At 46.4% G+C, this 18,684-nt stretch carries 15 protein-coding genes; 13 read left to right on the top strand and 2 right to left on the bottom strand.

The features are described from left to right. Positions 1–33 precede the first annotated feature (33 nt). From ACTTK7_RS00550 to ACTTK7_RS00495, 12 genes are all read left to right on the top strand, one after another. Positions 34–2,988, top strand: a complete 2,955-nt coding sequence (locus ACTTK7_RS00550) for a CDP-glycerol glycerophosphotransferase family protein (protein ID WP_462864963.1) — start codon at positions 34–36, stop codon at positions 2,986–2,988. A gap of 293 nt (positions 2,989–3,281) precedes the next feature. Next, a complete protein-coding gene (gene tagD, locus ACTTK7_RS00545) occupies positions 3,282–3,677 on the top strand; it encodes a glycerol-3-phosphate cytidylyltransferase (protein WP_022793663.1) in 396 nt (131 codons plus the stop codon). A gap of 227 nt (positions 3,678–3,904) precedes the next feature. Continuing rightward, positions 3,905–5,167, top strand: coding sequence for a CDP-glycerol glycerophosphotransferase family protein (locus tag ACTTK7_RS00540; protein WP_462864961.1), 1,263 nt, complete (start codon positions 3,905–3,907; stop codon positions 5,165–5,167). Positions 5,168–5,200: 33 nt separating this feature from the next. Further along, the gene (locus tag ACTTK7_RS00535; RefSeq protein ID WP_462864959.1) at positions 5,201–6,010 is read left to right on the top strand and encodes an ABC transporter permease; all 810 of its coding nucleotides are present in this window, start codon (positions 5,201–5,203) and stop codon (positions 6,008–6,010) included. Positions 6,011–6,069: 59 nt separating this feature from the next. Further along, positions 6,070–6,876, top strand: a complete 807-nt coding sequence (gene tagH, locus ACTTK7_RS00530) for a teichoic acids export ABC transporter ATP-binding subunit TagH (protein WP_462864958.1) — start codon at positions 6,070–6,072, stop codon at positions 6,874–6,876. A 93-nt stretch (positions 6,877–6,969) separates the two neighbouring features. After that, the gene (locus ACTTK7_RS00525; protein WP_462864956.1) at positions 6,970–7,557 is read left to right on the top strand and encodes a GNAT family N-acetyltransferase; all 588 of its coding nucleotides are present in this window, start codon (positions 6,970–6,972) and stop codon (positions 7,555–7,557) included. Between the two features lies 1 nt (position 7,558). Continuing rightward, on the top strand, positions 7,559–7,990 hold the full coding sequence (locus tag ACTTK7_RS00520) for a UPF0158 family protein (RefSeq protein ID WP_462864955.1): 432 nt from the start codon (positions 7,559–7,561) through the stop codon (positions 7,988–7,990). Between the two features lie 14 nt (positions 7,991–8,004). Continuing rightward, positions 8,005–8,940 (top strand): alpha/beta hydrolase, encoded by a 936-nt coding sequence (locus ACTTK7_RS00515; RefSeq protein WP_462864954.1) that lies wholly within the window; start codon positions 8,005–8,007, stop codon positions 8,938–8,940. Positions 8,941–9,079: 139 nt separating this feature from the next. Further along, complete coding sequence (locus ACTTK7_RS00510; protein ID WP_462864952.1) at positions 9,080–9,310, top strand: LPXTG cell wall anchor domain-containing protein; 231 nt, start codon at positions 9,080–9,082, stop codon at positions 9,308–9,310. Between the two features lie 118 nt (positions 9,311–9,428). Continuing rightward, a complete protein-coding gene (locus ACTTK7_RS00505; RefSeq protein WP_462864951.1) occupies positions 9,429–10,364 on the top strand; it encodes an NADP-dependent oxidoreductase in 936 nt (311 codons plus the stop codon). A 169-nt stretch (positions 10,365–10,533) separates the two neighbouring features. After that, complete coding sequence (locus ACTTK7_RS00500) at positions 10,534–13,338, top strand: EAL domain-containing protein (protein ID WP_462864949.1); 2,805 nt, start codon at positions 10,534–10,536, stop codon at positions 13,336–13,338. A gap of 27 nt (positions 13,339–13,365) precedes the next feature. Beyond that, positions 13,366–15,006: a thiamine pyrophosphate-binding protein gene (locus tag ACTTK7_RS00495; RefSeq protein WP_462864947.1), complete on the top strand. Its 1,641-nt coding sequence runs from the start codon at positions 13,366–13,368 to the stop codon at positions 15,004–15,006. Between the two features lie 32 nt (positions 15,007–15,038). Here the strand turns inward: ACTTK7_RS00495 and ACTTK7_RS00490 are convergent, their stop codons facing one another. Further along, positions 15,039–16,112 carry an FUSC family protein gene (locus tag ACTTK7_RS00490; RefSeq protein ID WP_462864946.1) on the bottom strand — a complete coding sequence of 358 codons (1,074 nt, stop codon included), beginning with the start codon at positions 16,110–16,112 and terminating at the stop codon, positions 15,039–15,041. Positions 16,113–16,236: 124 nt separating this feature from the next. Beyond that, the gene (locus ACTTK7_RS00485; RefSeq protein ID WP_462864944.1) at positions 16,237–17,673 is read right to left on the bottom strand and encodes a carbon starvation CstA family protein; all 1,437 of its coding nucleotides are present in this window, start codon (positions 17,671–17,673) and stop codon (positions 16,237–16,239) included. A 246-nt stretch (positions 17,674–17,919) separates the two neighbouring features. Between ACTTK7_RS00485 and ACTTK7_RS00480 the strand changes: the two genes are divergently transcribed. Next, a complete protein-coding gene (locus ACTTK7_RS00480; RefSeq protein WP_462864943.1) occupies positions 17,920–18,645 on the top strand; it encodes a FadR/GntR family transcriptional regulator in 726 nt (241 codons plus the stop codon). Positions 18,646–18,684: the final 39 nt, after the last annotated feature.

Raw genomic sequence — 18,684 nt, 5'->3', positions numbered from 1 at the left:
GAAAAGAGTTTGACTACAGAGGAGAGCGTCGAGATGAAGGCACCAGCGATAAAAACGCATTACCGGACACCGGTGCAGAAGCTGAAGAAAAGACAGTCCCCGTGGAAGGAAAAACAGTACAGCTGCCGGACGAAGGAATGGCTTGGAGACGACCACGGTATAACAATCCGCGTTGAAATTGGAGATGACCGGCTGCCAAAGCGAATTGAAGAGGAATACTCTTTTATCGAATGGGCGGGAGGACCGGAATGGGAAAACCGGATCAGGGTACCGCTTCGTTTTTTTGCGTCTGATGCGAGAAACGGACGAAGCTTTTCAACGTTTGAAGGCTATGTACCTTACGTACTGCTTGAAAAGCTGGCGGCTGATATTCCTTTTAAAGCGGTCGGCTATGCGGTGCTTTCGAGCCGGAGGGAAGGAATTCGTTATCGTCTGAAAACCGGACGGGGCGGAACAACCTGGCTGCAGAAGGGGACAATCAGTGTAAACGAGAAAGGCTGTTTGTTCAGGCCGGTGCTCAATAAATTTAACAACCTGGAATTGAAAGTTACCAGGCCGTCGGGAAAAAAAGTGAAGCTTTTTCCTGCATATCTGATGGATGTAGAAGCGGTGGATCACGGCTGGGTATTGCTCGGCACGGCTTCGAAGCATCTGCTTGAAGCAAATGGCTGGCCGTCAAAGCTTCAATTGATCCTGAAAAAACGCGGAGAGCCAAAGAAATATTACTACCCCTTGGAATGGAAGAACGATAAATGGTGGTCATCGACTGTAAAGCTTGAGGCTTCAAGTCATTTTACAGGGATATGGGATTTTTACATCGCAGATGGCAGCGAAAAGCCGTTATGGCAGCAACGTCTTCATATGCCGGCCAAGGATATGGCGAAAGCATCCAAGTGGTATGCTCCTCATTATGAAAAAGGAGCTGTCAGCTTCCGGTTGTACCGCACCCAGAATTATTCGGCTTCAGTTATGATTCAGACAGAAAACGTCAAACTGTATACGGTCCGGGCAAGCTATGAAGAGGGCACGATCCATTTCCGGGGCACGCTTTACTGGAACCGCTACACTCCAGACGCCTGGGAGCTCGTATGGAAAAACAGAGACACCAATGAAGAAGCAGCTGTGCCGGTTCATGTATATAAGCTTCATTCCAAACAGGCGCAATACGTTTTTCAGGGAGAAGTGAAGGAGCTGTTTAAAAATGAAGCCGGGATAGGAAAGCATCCCTACCGGCTCGGACGGTCGGATCTTTACCTGCGTGTCACCAGCAACGGGGGGGAGATTGATTACCGGCTGCGTTCCAACAGCGGGAATCTGGTGAAAAATACAAAGCTTGAATGGCCTCATCAGAACAAAATCTACCGCCATCAGTTTTACCGGACAACAAACAAGCGTGTTGCTTTCTCCATAGATGAAATTGATATTGACAAGGACATTACATCGATGAAGGTGAAAAACGGTAAATTTGTTATTAAAGGCCACGCCCGTTTTACAACACTGACACGTAATCTGAGGCCGAGACAGCGGATAACGGTAGTGATGAAAAACCGGGAAACAGAAGACGAGCATCATTTTTACATCAAAAAACAATACCTGAAAAACAACTGGGTCCAATTTGAAGCGGAAGCGGCCTTCGAAGATTTCCGCCCGCTTCACGGCGATAAGGCTGTGCTGGACATCTATATCCGCCTGCATGCAGGGGAGTTTGTACACGAACGAAAGCTTGGAAAAAAAGATTTTATTTATTATAAAGATGAAATCCTGCATTCGTGGATGCTTGAAGAAGGAGATCGGGCGGTTTCCTGGTATGTCACCTATACGCCGCGGGGAAATGTGAAAATAGAGACGATAACGTATCCGCGCAAGCATTTCCTGAAGCTCTGGGAAGAAAACGCCAGAATGCAAAGAGCCGGGAAAAAGCCAGCAGTGTGGGTTATCGGGGAGCGGCCGGATACTGCACAGGATACGGGGTATCATTTTTTCAAATACTGCCGTACTGCCTATCCCGAAATGGCGGTATACTACGCGATTGAGGAAGATTCCATGGACCGGGAAGCTGTGGAGAGGCTTGGGAACGTGCTGATTATCGGAAGCGATGAGCACGTGGACGTTTGTCTTAAGGCAACTGCCTTTTTCGGATCACATGATATTGAATATTTTCTGCCGTTTAAAGGGTCGCTAATGGAATCCTACCGAAGCGGCCTGCGTGTCTTCCTGCAGCACGGCGTGCTTGGACGAAAGCGCGTGGAATACAACCGGGAATACTATAAGTACCCGTTTCACCTGTTTTGTGTCAGCTCGAAAAGTGAAAAGAAAATGGTAATGAAAAAGATGCATTACGACGATGAAACAGTGCAGGTGACGGGCCTTTCAAGATTTGATAATCTCCTTGAGGGACCGCCGGCGGAGCGGAAAATTATTTTTATTCCGACCTGGCGGGAATGGCTGCATTCCAAAGAGACCTTTCTGGAGTCGGAATATTACCGCCGGTACAAAAGCTTTCTGGAAAACCCGAAGCTGCACCGGTTTTTGGAGAAAAATGACGTAGTGCTGCAGTTCTACCCACATTACCGGATGCAGCAGTACACGGACGCTTTTGATAAAATCAACAGTAATAAAATCGAAGTAGTCAAACTGGGTAAAAAAACAGTCCAGCAGTTGTTAAAGGAAAGCACGCTGATGATCACCGACTACTCGAGTGTCTCCTTTGATTTCACGTATATGCAGAAGCCGGTCATCTACTATCATTTCGATACGAAACGATTTTTCCAGAGTGGAAGCCTGCGGCCGCTTGAAGAGACTTTTCTTGGAGATGTTGTGCATTCGGAGGAAGAGCTTCTAAAAAGTCTGAGGCGTCATTTGAAGCATGGATGGACCGAAAAGAAAACAGTAAGCGAAAACAGAGAAATGATTTTCACTCATTCAGATAAGCAGAATGCAGCACGCATTTTCCAGGCTGCAGAAGAGCTTGAACAAGAAAACAGATGAAGGGGCAGAACCATTCTGCTCCATTTTTTGTGAGTAATAGCAGTTCATAAACTATATTAAAATATCTTTAAATGTGTGAAAAAATGTGAAGGTTATCACTGCTATCACATAGTTTTATAGAAAGTTCCTTTCACTTCCCATGATTAGACGACATATTTGGCTGGATATATGTGTTACAATTAACGCGTCAAGTTGATAAATGTAAATTTTTAATGAAGAATTTGTTGAGAAAATTATTTGCGTAGAAGAATAAAATACAGAATAAAATTAACGGAATATAGGGGGGCACTACTATGAAAAAAGTATTGACTTACGGCACGTTCGATTTGCTGCATTGGGGGCACATTAATCTTCTCCGCAGAGCTAAAGAGCTTGGAGATTACTTGGTGGTAGCAATATCGACTGACGAATTCAATGACTTGAAATCCAAAAAAGCCTACTATACGTATGAACAGCGTAAGCTGATTTTGGAAGCGGTTCGCTATGTAGATGAGGTCATCCCGGAAGAAAATTGGGAGCAGAAAATCGACGACGTACTCGATCACGACATTACTACCTTTGTAATGGGTGACGACTGGCACGGGAAATTCGATTTTCTCCGCCCATACTGTGAAGTAGTATATCTGCCGCGTACAGCTGACATCTCGACAACAAAAATCAAAAAAGAATTACTGCTCGTAAACTATTAATCTTCACTCAAAGAGGCTTCGCCTGCCTAAGCGGAGAACCTGAGCAGCCGGGGAGGGAGAGATGTTCTCTCCCTTTTTTTGTTGCCATCAAAATTAACAATGATTTACAAAAACTTTAGCCTGTTTTGTAAGTTTGTCGTTTTTGTTAAGCTCTTTTTTGATAGAATGGAACAAGATGCGCTGCAAAGCATCCAAAATACGAACTTTTAAAAAATTGAGGGACGATAATGGCAAAAAAGAAATGGACGAAAAAATACAAAAAGAAATTTAAACGCTCATGGAAAAATGTGAAAAAACGGGTAACGAAACGATGGAAAAAAATTAAAAGGCTGCGCAATGGCAAAAACTTCTATAAAGCGGTTCTGTCAGTGCTGGGAAAGCTTCCAAAAAATGAAAACATTATTGTTTTTGAAAGCTTTTTCGGCAAACAGTACAGCTGTAATCCGCGTGCGATTTATGAGCAAATGCAGCAGGATTATCCGAAGCTGCGGTTTTACTGGAGCATTGACCACCGGTATAAGGAGCTTTTTGATGAACGGGGCCTGAAGACAATCAAACGTTTTTCCTTCCGCTGGTTTATTGTTTTGATGCGCGCCAGATACTGGGTGTTTAACAGCCGGCTGCCGAAATGGATTCCGAAGCCGGATAAAACGGTGTATATTCAAACGTGGCACGGCACGCCGCTCAAAAAACTCGCCAAAGATATGAATGAAGTGACTATGCCGGGTACGACGACGGAAAAATACAAAAGGAACTTCCTGTATGAAGCCGGGCGCTGGGACTATCTTGTAGCCCCGAATCCTTATTCCGCCCAGATTTTCCGGAGAGCGTTTGAGTTCAGACATAATCTGCTTGAAACCGGTTATCCCAGAAACGACTATCTTCATCATTATTCACATTCAGACGTCGAGCAGGTAAAGGAAAATCTCGGTATTCCGGAAGACAAAAAGGTTATCCTATATGCTCCAACGTGGCGGGACAATGAATACTATTTTATTGGGAAATACAAATTTACCCTTTCGATGGATCTGGAGGAAATGCGCAGGCGCCTCGGAGATGAATACGTACTGCTTCTTCGTCTTCACTATCTGGTGTCTGATCATCTGGATGTTACCGGGTACGAGGATTTTGCGATTGATGCTTCAGCATATGAGGACATCCGGGATCTTTACGTAGTCAGCGATGTGCTGATTACAGATTATTCTTCTGTGATGTTTGATTATGGCATTTTAAAGCGCCCGATGATATTTTATACGTATGACATTGACAGCTACCGTGATAAGCTGCGTGGCTTCTATTTTGATTTTGAACAGGAAGCCCCGGGGCCGCTTGTCATGAACACCGAAGAAATCATCGAAGAAGTGAAAAACAGTGGCACGATTCGGGAACGTTACCATAAAGAGGTTGCCGATTTTGAAGAACAGTTCAATCAGTGGGAAGATGGCTATGCGGCCAAGCGTGTGGTGGAAAAAGTGTTCAACGCAAATTAATTAGTTGGGCAGAGGATAAAAGAGGGAAACAATATGAATGCAGTACGAACCGTGGCGAAAGAATTATGGACGAGCATTCCGCTGATCAACCGGCTGGCGGTATATGAAACGAAAATTAAAAACAAAAGCAATTACCTTGGCTCCTTCTGGGAAATCATCAGTCCGCTTCTGTTTATCGCCATTTATTGGTTTGCTTTTGGCTATGGAATCCGCCAGCGGAGCGACGTAGATGGCATTTCTTTTCTGACCTGGATGCTTGCAGGCATTATCCTGTGGTTTTTTATCCAGCCGGGGGTCACCAACGGGTCAAAAGCTATTTTTTCAAAGATAAAAATGATTTCCAAAATGAATTTTCCGACGAGCATTATTCCAGCCTACGTGGTGATCTCAAGGCTCTTTCCACATTTGGCGCTGCTTGCGATTACGATTGTTTACATGCAGTTTGCCGGACATCCAATCAGCGTGTATTATCTTCAAATTCCGTATTTTCTGCTGGCAGCTATTCTGCTTGTGCTCAGCGTGGTCATGATCACCTCTACGCTTACGGTAATTGTCCGGGATTTTCAAGTCTTTATTCAATCTTCAATCCGGGTGTTTTTGTATTTAACTCCGATACTGTGGCCGATGGATAACCGGCTGCCTGACTGGCTGATTCCTGTGATGAAGATCAACCCGATGTATTACCTGGTGGAAGGATACCGGGCAAGCTTTTTTTACGGGGAATGGTACTTCATTACAAACGCCAGCTACACTCTTTATTTCTGGGCATTGGTTTTTGTGCTTTTCAGTATTGGAGCTGTATTGCATGTGCGCTTCCGCCGGCACTTTGTGGATTTTCTGTAAACCGGCAGTGCGGATAGTTTTATAAATCACACAATGAGGATAGAGACGGGGGAGAACAAATGAAAAAATCCGTCGTAGTTAAAAATGTTTCAAAAAAATATAAGCTGTATGATACGCATGCTGAACGGCTGAAGGACCTGCTTCTGCCAAAAAGCTACGGAGAAGAGTTTTACGCGCTGCATAATGTTTCATTTAAAGCAGACAAAGGGGATATCATCGGGCTTGTAGGAGTTAACGGCTCCGGCAAGTCGACCCTTTCCAATATTATTGCCGGGACCATTCCGCCAACGAAGGGCTCGGTAAAGACGAACGGGGAAGCTGCGATGATCTCTGTTTCCACAGGGCTGAACGGAAAGCTCTCCGGCCGGGAAAATATCGAGCTGAAATGCCTGATGCTCGGTTTTTCCAAACGGAAGATACGGGAGATGGAGCCGGATATTATCGAGTTTTCCGAGCTTGAGCAGTTCATTGATCAGCCAGTAAAGTCGTATTCAAGCGGCATGAAGTCAAGGCTTGGCTTCGCTATTTCAATCACAGTCAATCCGGATATTTTTATTGTGGACGAAGCTTTGTCAGTAGGGGACAAAGCCTTTGCGCAAAAATGCCTGGATAAAATGCACGAATTTGAGCAGCGGGGGAAAACGATGTTTTTTGTCAGCCATTCGCTGACGCAGATGAAAGAATTCTGCAACAAAATACTATGGCTTGAATTTGGAGAAGTAAAAGCTGAAGGAGAAGCCTCCGAAATTCTAAAACAATATGAAGCTTTCCTTAAAGAATACAATGCTTTCACCCCAAAAGAGAAAAAAGCATTCCGGAACCGGGGCTTTGAAAAGCAGAGCGCTGTCCGGGCAGTAACACAGTGAGCAGCATCCCGGGTGGTGCTGCTTTTTGCTTTTGGCTCAGGGTCTGGAGTGATATGATAAACACATCCTATTATAGGGAATGGAGCTAATACATTGCGGTTATCAGGAGAGCAGTTTGATTTGGAATTGCTGCAGGAAAAACATACAGATTCATTGTTTGAAATTGCCTCAGAGCCGTCCAATTGGACATATATGACGCGAAAGATGCATAATAAACATGATATGAAGCGGATTATCGAAGAAGCTCTGGAGCTGCATCAGCAGGGGAGTACTATGCCGTTTATTGTGAAACGGAAAAATGACGGCGCGATTGTTGGATCGACCAGACTTTATGATATTTCCCCGCAGCGGAAAACAGCAGAGATTGGATCTACGTATTACAGTGAAAGTGTGCGCTCTACAGGCGTAAATACGGAATGCAAATATTTACTTCTTACATATGCGTTTGAAACCCTGGGGGTTGTTCGTGTACAGTTTAAAACAGATGAACAGAACAAAGCTGCCAGGAAAGCCATTCAAAAGTTGGGCGCTTTCGAAGAAGGAATTCTGCGTAATGAGCGCGAACTGCCGGATGGACGGGTGCGTAATGCGGCTGTTTACAGCATTATAAAAGAGGAATGGCCGGAGGTAAAAGCGAAATTAACGGAAAGAATTGAAATCAAGAAAAAGGGGCACGAATAATATGGCATTGATGGATGATTTAGTAGAAGCATACCTGCAGCAGTTTGATGAGTTCATGTTCGTTTTGGATAAAAAGCTCGGGCTGGTATTTGTCGAAACAGTATCAGAGGATACGCCGCTTTCCTGGAGTTCGGAGGAAAGCGCGAATCTTGTGGCTATCCCGACGATTACGAAAGCGGAAAGTACACGGCTGATGCAGGACTTTGCCTCGAAGCAGCCGGATGATAAAGAGGAGTCCCTGCAAAAAGCACTGGAGCAGGAGGATCGTTTTTTATCCTTCGAAAAACAGGTGGAAGAATTCGGACTCGAAAATGAATGGGAGCAGTTTGAACGGGACAATGCCAAAAAATACGTGCAGGATTGGCTGCAGCTGCTTCAGCTCGATTACAACGAACTGAATGAAAAGCACGCCATCCATGCAGCAGATGAGTAAGCGGGGCAGATAATATGGCTGTGCACGAAGAGCTGCAGGCAATTTTAGAAGAACAGGAAAGCATGATGCAGATGCACGAGCTGACGCCGGTCGAAGCTCGGGGTCAGTTCAATGACAGCATCGACGTTATTACGTCCCATGTTAACGTCGACGAAGCCGGAGGCATTCGGGATATAATGACTACCGGAGAATACGGGGAAATACCGCTCCGGATTTATTACCCGGATACCGAGATGGACCGCTACCCCACTATAGTTTACTATCACGGCGGCGGATTTGTGATTGGGAATATTGGGACACACGACCACATCTGCCGTGCCATCGCCAAAGAGTCGGATTGTGCAGTCGTGAGCGTGGATTACCGGCTTGCGCCCGAGCATCCTTTTCCGGCAGCGCCGGAGGATGCGTACAATGCGCTGCTATGGCTGATGGAAAATGCGGAGCCGCACCAGCTGGACACAGAAAGGACCGCTCTGGCCGGAGACAGCGCGGGCGGCAACCTGGCAGCTGTGACCGCTATACGCGCGCTGGAAGAAAACGGTCCGAAGGTTTCTTCGTTGCTGCTTTTTTATCCAAGCGTCAGTGGGGAGCACGATTTCCCTTCGGTGGATATGTTTGCTGGAGGATACGGTCTGCCTCTCCGGGATCTGGAATGGTTTATGGAACAGTATGCTGATGGAGAAGATGAAGAGGATCCATATCTCGCTCCGCTTGTTTTTGAACGCCTTGGGGAGCTTCCGCCTACTCATATCGTTACTGCCGAAAACGATGTGCTTCGTGACGAAGGAGAGGCATTCGCTAAAGCTATTGATCAGGCTGGCGGGCAGGTAAGCCTGCGACGGGCAGAAGGTATGATCCACGGTTTTCTGAATTGGACAAGAGCGTTTCCGGAAGTTGATGAAGAGCTTCTAGCCGCACTGGAGCCAGTGAAGGACGTTCTTGCGGAATAATTAAATAATAAAAAGAAATTCCTCCTGTATAAAAGTTATACAGGAGGAATTTTGTATTATATGTAAATAAAATTTACATATAATACAAAAAACATTCTCTGGCACTACAGAAGATACGACTTCTACTACGGAAGAAGACGTGACAGAAGAATCCTCTTCCTCCGACGAAGGCACTACAGAAGAAACGAACACTGAAGAAGAAGCTGCTTCCACAGAAGCTTCTGATGAAAATATGGCTGAAGAATCTGCAGAAGAAGGCGGCGAGATGCCGGAAACAGCTACAAATCAACCAGCCTGGGCTTTAGCAGGAGCTGCAGCAGCCGGTCTGGGAATTCTTTTACTTGTACGCAGACGGGTAGCGTCCCACTAAATAAATAATCACATACCCTGTTCCCTGACCGCTGTGCTCTTAGATGCAGCGGTCATTTTATTACGTGTTTCATTTAAAGGAGTAAAAGGTATGAGGAATGTAGGAGAGGAGGCTCATAATGAAAGCAATTGTCATCGAACAATACGGAAGTGCTGAACAGCTCGTGGAAAAAGAAATGGAAGCGGAAACACCCGGAGACACACAGGTGCTTGTGGATGTATACGCCACCTCCATCAACCCTATTGACTGGAAACTGCGGGAAGGCTACATGAAAGATGACATCCCTTTCGAATTTCCTATCATTTTGGGATGGGACGTAGCAGGCGTTGTCCGAGCAGCAGGAAAAGATGTCACGGCCTTTGGGCCAGGAGACAGGGTGTTTGCGCGGCCGAAATTAACGGCACGCGGTACTTATGCTGAACAGACAGTGGTGGATGAGGACCTGTTAGTAGCCATTCCTGAGCCTATGTCCTATGAAGAAGCAGCCGGGATCCCGCTCGCCGGTATGACCGCCCAGCAGTGCCTGATCGAATTTGGAGAAATTACTCAGGGGAGTAAAGTGCTTATTCAGGGCGGCTCTGGCGGTGTCGGGCATTTTGCGATACAGGTGGCCAAAGATATGGGAGCCTATGTAGCTGCTACAGCAAGCGGCAGAAATCAGGAATTTTTGAAGCAGATGGGTGCCGATGTGGCAATCAATTATGAGGAAGAAAATGTAGTGGATATACTTTCAGACTATGATATGGTATTAGATACGGTGGGAGAAAATGTCCATGAGGAAAGCTTCCGCGTGCTTCGTACCGGTGGAAGATTTGCTTCGGTTGCTGCCCCGCCTTCCCAGGAAAAAGCAGAAGAAGCCGGGGTTACTGCCGGGTTTGTATGGCTGGAGGAAGAAGGCGAAAAGCTCCGGCGCTTAACGTCACTGTACAATAAAGGTGCTTTGCGTGTGGAAATTAACAGCAATCATAAATTTTCAGAAAAAGGCCTGCGGGCAGCTCATAGAGAAAGTGAAGAAGGGCGTGCCCGTGGTAAAATAGTCATTAAAGTCCGCTAGAGATTTAATGGGGCGTTTCTGTTTCCTGAGGGAGACAAAATGGCCTCTACATAACAGGGGAATAGCAGAGAAAATAGGACTTTAATAAAGAAAAAAATTTCCTGCTATTGAAATATTAGTGCATAATATAAATAAAGCTTTAGAATCATCGACAGACAGGGGCGATTCGATGTCAAACGGACAACATAATCGTTATACGCGTCTTGCCAGGATTACACGACTGATCAATGCCAATTTGGACATCAAAACACTTCTTGAACACGTCGTGACAGCTATATCTGAAGAAATTATCCAATGCGATGCGGTTGGTATCTACCTTCCGGAAGAGAGGGAGCTTTACAGAGGCTATGTCAGTAAGCCGGAAGTGCTGAGCGGCATGACTATAGACCAGCATGTCGTCGATCCGCAGGTGGATCATCTGGCCCGGGAGGTGATCGAGTCCCGGCAGTCCATCTATATTGCTGATACGTCTAAAGACAGCAGACCGGACGCCAGGACCATTGATTTCTTTCAGATCCGCTCGATGCTTACAGTTCCAATTTCCCACGGGGACGAATTATTCGGACTCGTATATTTGTTTGACTACGGGGTACCGATGAATTTAACAGAATCTGAAATTGAAACAGTGGAAGCCTATGTCCACATGGCTGCTGTTGCTATTCGAAACAGCCAGGCGATGCACAACATTGAGGAGCTTCTGCATGAAAAACAGACCCTTATCGAGGTGATGGAGCAGCTTGCCCATTCCCAGACGTCCGATTCGGCGATTGATGTCTGCTTTAGTCATATCGGCGACGAACTAAACAATCATAATGTAAGTCTTCATATTATTGATCCTGTTTCCAAAGAAACAGTCATGCCTTCAAAGCTCAGCCGTAAAAGCGATTTTGAACAGAGTGAGTGGTTAAGCATTCATGAGCGGATGCAGATGGACCAGACGAACGACAAGCTGTTTCAGCAGGTCGTTCAAACAAAGCAGCCGTTGTTTGTTGAGGACGTTGCACAAGAAAACAGAATATTTCAGGAAATTTGTGATGTGTTTAATATTAAGAGTATTTTTATGGTGCCGATGATTTCTGTCGGCCGTGTTCTCGGTGTAATTGTAGTCGCCCATCTCGGCGAACAGCCAGCCGAGTATACAAAAGCTCAGCAGCGCCGGGTGGAGTCCATCGTTAATGCTACTGCGCCTGTACTGATTCATTTATACAACCTCGAAAGCCAGGAAAGCATCATTGCGCGCAGGACCGAAGAAATACAAAGCAAAAACGAAGAGCTCCAGCGGCTGATTTTGAAGATGCGCAAGATCAACACGGAAAAAGAGCTGATTATGAATACGGTGGATGAAGGTATTATCGGCTTTTCGCTGGAAGGCACCGTTATGTTTTCCAATGAAGCAGCTGAACATATGCTTGAAACAGACACCCAGCTATTTCACAGCATCCAGTCCTACGATGAAATTCTCGAGCACATTGAAAATGAAGAGGGTACCCTGTCCGATATTTTTGCCTCTTACCTGACTTCTGATTCCATGCAGCCGGTGAGCGGTGAAGCGTATATGAGCCATCCCGAAAAAGGACTCGTAACGCTTGAATATACTCTCTCGAGCCAGATTGAGGAAGGTACAGTAGTGGGTTATGTACTAACGGTCAGAGACGTTACGGTCCGAAAAGAAATGGAGCAGCGTATTGAATACTACGCATACTATGATGGCACGACCGGCCTTCCAAACCGGATGCTTGTCCACGACCGTCTTAGTCAGACGCTCCGGGAAGCCAAAGAGCATGATCAGGAAATGGCTGTATTATTTCTCGGCCTGGACCGTTTTAAACAAATCAATGACCGCTTCGGCCATGCCGGGGGAGACGAATTATTAACGGAAGTCGCCTACCGGCTGCAGGAAATGGTCAGCGGTGCAGCGACTGTTGCCCGGCAGGGAGGAGATGAATTTATTTTAATTCTTCCGCGGCTTGATAATATGGCGCAGGCTACAACGACCGCAGAACAGATTCTGCGCGTATTCCGCAACCCGTTTTATCTTGAAGGGGAAGAAGTGTATGTAAAACCAAGTATCGGTATCAGCTTCTTCCCGCTCGACGGTCACCTGGCAGATGACTTGATCCAAAATGCCAACTCGGCCATGCATAAAGCGAAAGAAATGAATGGCAACACGTACCGGGCGTTTTCGTCTGAGCAGATGGGGCCGGACATGAAAAAAATTCGACTGGAGAATGATTTATACCGGGCGCTCGAAAACAATGAACTTGAACTGTTTTACCAGCCGCAGGTGCGTTTGAGTAAAAACCTGGTTACAGGGGTGGAAGCACTTGTACGCTGGAATCACCCGGTCCACGGAAAAATATCTCCTTCAGAATTTATTCCTATGGCTGAAGATACCGGCTTAATCACGTCGATCGGTGAATGGATTTTGGAAGAGGCCTGCTCCCAGGCGAAAAGCTGGCAGGAGCAGGGGCTTTGCAGCCTGCGTGTAGCAGTAAATATTTCCGCGCAGCAGTTTCAGAGGGAATGCCTGGTGGATAACGTAAAAGAGGTACTAGCCAGAACGGGGCTTGCACCCGAATTTTTAGAAATTGAGATTACGGAAAATACACTGCTGTTGAATACTGAAGAGACGGTCACGACCATGAAAAGGCTGAAAAGTATTGGTGTCCGTATTTCAATAGATGATTTTGGTACGGGCTACTGTTCGCTACAGTATCTCAGGGAATTTCCGATTGATACACTGAAAATTGATAAAGTATTCATTGATGATATTGAAACAGAAAACAGCTCTGCCCCTATTACAACTACGATTATTGCTCTTGCTCACAGTCTGAACCTTCACGTGATCGCCGAAGGGGTGGAAACGCTTGAACAGCAGAAGTTTTTGCAGGCAAATAAATGTGATTTAGTTCAAGGTTTCCTGTATAGTAAACCAGTACAGGCAAGTAAAATTCCTGAATTTTGTAATAACTAGTAAAAATTAGTGGGGGGATAAAACAGAATGAAAGCAGCTCAGTGGATAATTGATTATTTGCGGCAGGATGGACTGGACTATGTATTTGGTATTCCGGCGGGATCGGTGAACGCTCTTTTTGATAAAATGTACGAGCATGGCGATATTACGCCGGTTATTACAAAGCATGAAGGGGCGGCCGGATACATGGCTTCCGCCTATGCGAAGCGTTCGGGAAAGCTTGGGGTGTGTATAGCAAGCAGTGGGCCCGGGGCGACGAATCTTCTCTCCGGAGCAGCAAATGCAATGAGAGAGCAGACTCCCGTACTTTTTATTACCGGCTCTGTGCCGACATCGACCGTTGGCTTGAATGCTTCGCAGGAGCTCGATGTTGTCCCGATGTTTACTCCGGTGACCAAATACAGCCGGCGTGTGGAAAGTATTCACGAAGTGCGTGAAGTGTTTAAAGAAGCGGTATGTAAAGCATTCGCCGGTATACCAGGGCCGGTGCACGTAGCGATCCCGATCAATATTCAATTATCCATGCTCGAAGGGAGCGCTGAACTGCTCGAATATCCGGAAAAGCGCCGGCTGTCTCCGGTAGAAAGCAATGTATCGGAAACCACCCGTGTACTTTCCAGTAACCGTCAGGGGATCATTTTCCTTGGCCAGGGAGCAAGAGATGCCCTGCCTGATGTTATGAATCTCGTGGATTACCTAGACTGGCCGGTCGTTACTACGCCGCAGGCTAAAGGGCTTGTACCGTCGGATCATCCGAACGCATATGGTGTTTACGGGTTTGCCGGGCACGAAACAGCCACGGAAGTAATGGAAGACAGCGATAACTCCATTATATTCGTTATCGGATCCAGTCTCGGGGAAACGGCTACGAACAACTGGAATCCGGCTTTGGCTGCTGAGCGCTTTGTAATCCAGCTCGACCATGATCCCACGGTATTCGACCGCAAATATAAAGTGGATATTTCCCTGCTCGGAGATGTGCGCACGACGATTGGTGAAATTAACAGACGTCTTCACCTTCCGGCAGAAGGAAAAGCCGGGCGTCAGTGGACAGGCGCGCAGAAAAAAGCAGTAAACGAAAAATATGAAACCCAGAATGTGCTTCAGCAGCTCCAGTCCCACATGCCGGAGGATACGCTTTTTACGGTGGATATTGGAGAGTTTATGAGCTATGTGATTCACTACATGGAAGTAAAAAAACCGGATACGTATGACATCAATGTTCATTTTGGTGCCATGGGTTCGGGAATTTCCAATGCGCTTGGAGCAAAGCTTGCCGAACCACACCGTCCTGTTACAAGTATTACGGGAGATGGATGCTTTTTTATGCATGGGATGGAAGTACTGACGGCCAAAGAGTATCAACTGCCTATTCTTTTTATCGTTATGAATAATGCAAGGCTTGGGATGGTGTATCACGGACACCGGCTTCAATACGGAAGAATGCACGACCGTTTTGAACAATCGATGGTGCCGGTGGCAGCTATCGCGGAACAGATGGGAGTAAAGTATGCTACGGTCCGTTCCATGGATGATATCACCCCCGGGCTTTACGAAAGTCTTTGTTCAGACAATTGCCCGGCTGTGCTGGAAATCCAGCTTGTTGATGAACAGACGCCTCCAATGGGAGACAGAGTGAAATTTTTATCCTCCTTCAGTAAATCCTAAAAGAAACAATGATAAATGAAGCGCCCCGTGCCTTATGAAGGCCGGGGCGCTTGCTGTTGTTCGGGCTGTTCGGGGAAATGAAGTTCTTCGAGCTCTTCGAGGACATCGTGAATGGACAGGAGGGCAAAGATAATAATGACGTCTGTAGAAAAGTGATGATGATATTTTTTTATGTTCGGCCGTGATGCATGCTGGCGCTTTTTCCAAAAGCAACGGTCCAAACGTTCAATCAGCCTGAACTGTTCATCAGATATGCGTTCCCCGAAATGATGAATCGTTTGTGACATCGCCGGAATAATGTCTCCAATCAGCTGAACCTCTTCTTTCGTAAACGTGCCGTCATCTGTTTCGAAATTAAATAAACGATTAATATGATAGCTTATGCGCTCTAAAAAATGAAGCTGGCGCTGCTCCCGTGTAAACCTTCTTGCCTCTGTATCCTTTTTTTTATGGTATTTCCATTCCTCCTGCTGGTAATAAGAAAGCTGGATGGCACGCTCCAGGTCACTTTCCAGCTGATGATATTTTTCCATTACCTGGGCAGATGGAGACCGGCCGTTCATTACTTCCTCGAGTCGCATCTCAAAAATTTCAGCGGTTTCCACGAACATTTTACGGTTCTGTTCTGCGAGTAAAGAAGAAAATTTTGGAGGCAGAATCGTTAAATTAATTACTGTAGAGATCGCAAGGCCGATAAATGTTGTGCCGACACGTTCTACAAAAGTCAAAAAATAATGATCGCTCGCTGTGGGGATCATCGCCACTGCGGTAATCGTTGCGACGAGCATCCCGTCCCGGAGCCGCAGCATATTACAAAAATAAAGTGTCAATACAGAAGCAATCATATACGTTACCGGGGTGGGCCCGAATAAATAAACGGTAATCATTGCGAGAGCTGCCCCAATGACGGTGGCAGGCAACCGCTGGGCGCCTTTACGTATGGAAGCAGCAGCTGTCGGTTCAAGGGTTACAATGGCAGTAATAACGGCAAAAGCCTGCGGGAGATCGAAAATGCCGCATATAAAGGCAGTGAGCAGAACAGCTATACCGGTCTTGATCAGTCTGCCGCCGATCAGTCGCCGCTTAATTTTTCTCCAGTAATGCATGGTAAGCCGCCTTCTTTATAAAAATTTCACGTCTGTATTTAGTTTAGCATGAACGTGCAGCGTTTTCATCAGCCTCTCCTTCAGTGAAAAAAGGCTGCCCGCAATAGCAGGCAGCCAAAAGCATTTATATAGATTTTTCGACCTGATCGTATGCGGCCTGCCGTTTAACGGAGATTACTTTCCAGATGTACCATGCAAGCACAAACACTGTCAGTACGGCCCCGATCGTCATGGAAAAGCCGTACGGAAGACCGAGTCCTTCCGGGGCGTAAAAAATGTAGGAACAGACGACGGCTGTCATAAACATCGCCGGGACGCCGCAGATGAAATGGTTTTTGCCGGCATAAAGCAGGTACATGCAACCGGTCCACAGCATCACGGTAGCGACGAGCTGGTTGGTCCATCCTACATATCTCCACAAAAACGAATAATCGATCATAGATAAAAACAGAGCCGGGATAACGACCGGAATAATCGTCAGAATTAAAAGCGGCTTTCCTTTTAGGGAAACAGTGTTTGCCACGAGCTCTGCAAGCATCATCCTTGAAGAACGAAGAGCAGTGTCGCCTGTCGTAATAGGAAGCAAAATAACGCCAAGAACGGCAAGTATCCCGCCGAGTGTACCAAGAAGGCTCGTAGAAATTTCGTTGACGGCGCCTGCAGGGCCTCCGGCGGCTATGGCTGCCTGAAGCCCGCCGGTGCCTCCAAAGAAGGCCATGCCGGCTGCTGCCCATATAAGGGTGATGATACCTTCGGCAATCATAGCCCCGTAAAATACCCTGCGTCCTTCTGATTCTTTTTTCAGCGTGCGGGCGATAATTGGGCTTTGGGTGCTGTGAAAACCGGAAATAGCTCCGCATGAAATTGTTACCATCACCATCGGCCATACCGGGAGTTCATCGGGGTGAAGATTGGCAAGCGTAACATTTGGAATCGTTACATCTGAAAATACAAGCGCACCGGCAATACTGACTGCCATAAAAATAAGCACTGCGCCAAAAAGAGGATAAATCTTTCCGATGACCCGTTGAATTGGAAGCAGGGCAGCCAGTAAAAAATATGCAAAAATAGCAAAAATGGCCGTAAGAAAGCTTAGCGGTGTGAGGCTTGCAATCAATTCAGCCGGTCCAGCGATAAAAGCGGCAGCTACAAGAATCATCAAGCAAATGCTGACGATATTGATGAAGCTCTGCATCGGACGCCCGAGATACTTGCCTACAAGTCCCGGAAACTGGGCACCGTTATGACGAAGAGAAAGCATTCCGGAAAAATAATCGTGTACGGCACCGGCGAAAATGGTGCCGAGTACGATCCAGAAAAATACGATAGGCCCGTACAAGGCTCCGAGCAGCGCTCCGAAAATTGGCCCGAGACCAGCAATATTTAACAGCTGGATAAGGCTGCCACGCCACCAGCTGAGAGGAGAGTAGTCGATATGCCCGTCATTACGGTAAGCAGGCGTTTTGTTGCGGTCATTGATGCCAAACGTTTTCTCCACAAAGGATCCGTAAACGATGTAGCCGGCAATTAACAGGATAATAGCTATAAAGAAAGATAACATAAAACGTTCCACCTTTGCTGCAAAATACTAGAGAAAACCATTGTTATAAATTCTAACTTGTTCCTTCCAAAATGACAATCGTCTATATGGAAAAAACAAAACTTTTTTCACATAGCAATGAAAATATAAAAAATTAACTGAAATCCACTCATGTGATGACCTTATCTATAATAGATGCAAAACGTAGTATGTGCACTCTATGGGTGGTACAATAGCGGTAAATAGTGAACGGAAGGAAGAGCGGCGATGACAATGGATCGTATTGAAACGAAAAAAATAGCTGAAGTAATCCGTGAAAAAATCGAGGGCATGATCAAGTGGGGCGAAGTAAAGCCTGGAGAGAAGCTGGACTCTGTCGTCGCTCTCTCGGAAAAATTTGACGTCAGCCGTTCGGCCGTCCGGGAAGCATTAAGCGCTCTGCGTGCTGTAGGAATTGTAACCATAAGGCAGGGCGAAGGAACATTCGTGAATCAATATGACTTTTCCACTATCACAGAAATGATGAACAGCCGCACCCTCATCTCGAAACAGGAAATGAAGGAGCTGTTCGAAGTCCGGCATGTGCTTGAAAAGGGGGCTTCCGAGCTTGCGGCCGTCCGGCGGTCAGAGGATGATCTCGTGCAGATGCGCACTGCTCTGGAGCAGATGACGCAGGCGGCAGGCGGGACTGATGATCTCGGGGAACGGGCAGATGTCCGTTTTCACCTTGCGATCGTCGAAGCTTCTGGAAATACGTTATTAAAACAGATGATGGGCCGCCTTTCCGACACGATGCAGAAAACGATGTATGAAACGAGAAAAGCATGGCTCTTTTCGGAAAAACGATCCTTCCGGAGGCTCCTTGACGAACACCAGCGGATTTATACCGCTATAAACGAGCAGGATCCAGAAGCAGCCGCAGAAGCAATGAGCGCTCATTTAACGAACGTAGAAAAGGTTCTTTCCAAAGGTATTGAATATATGAATGACTGAAGCGTCCGGCTCCGGGCGTTTTTTGTTTTAAAAGGGATA

Source organism: Marinococcus tarijensis (assembly GCF_054971385.1).
The sequence above is the reverse complement of the archived record's forward strand: the minus strand, read 5'-3'. Positions and strand labels throughout refer to the sequence as shown.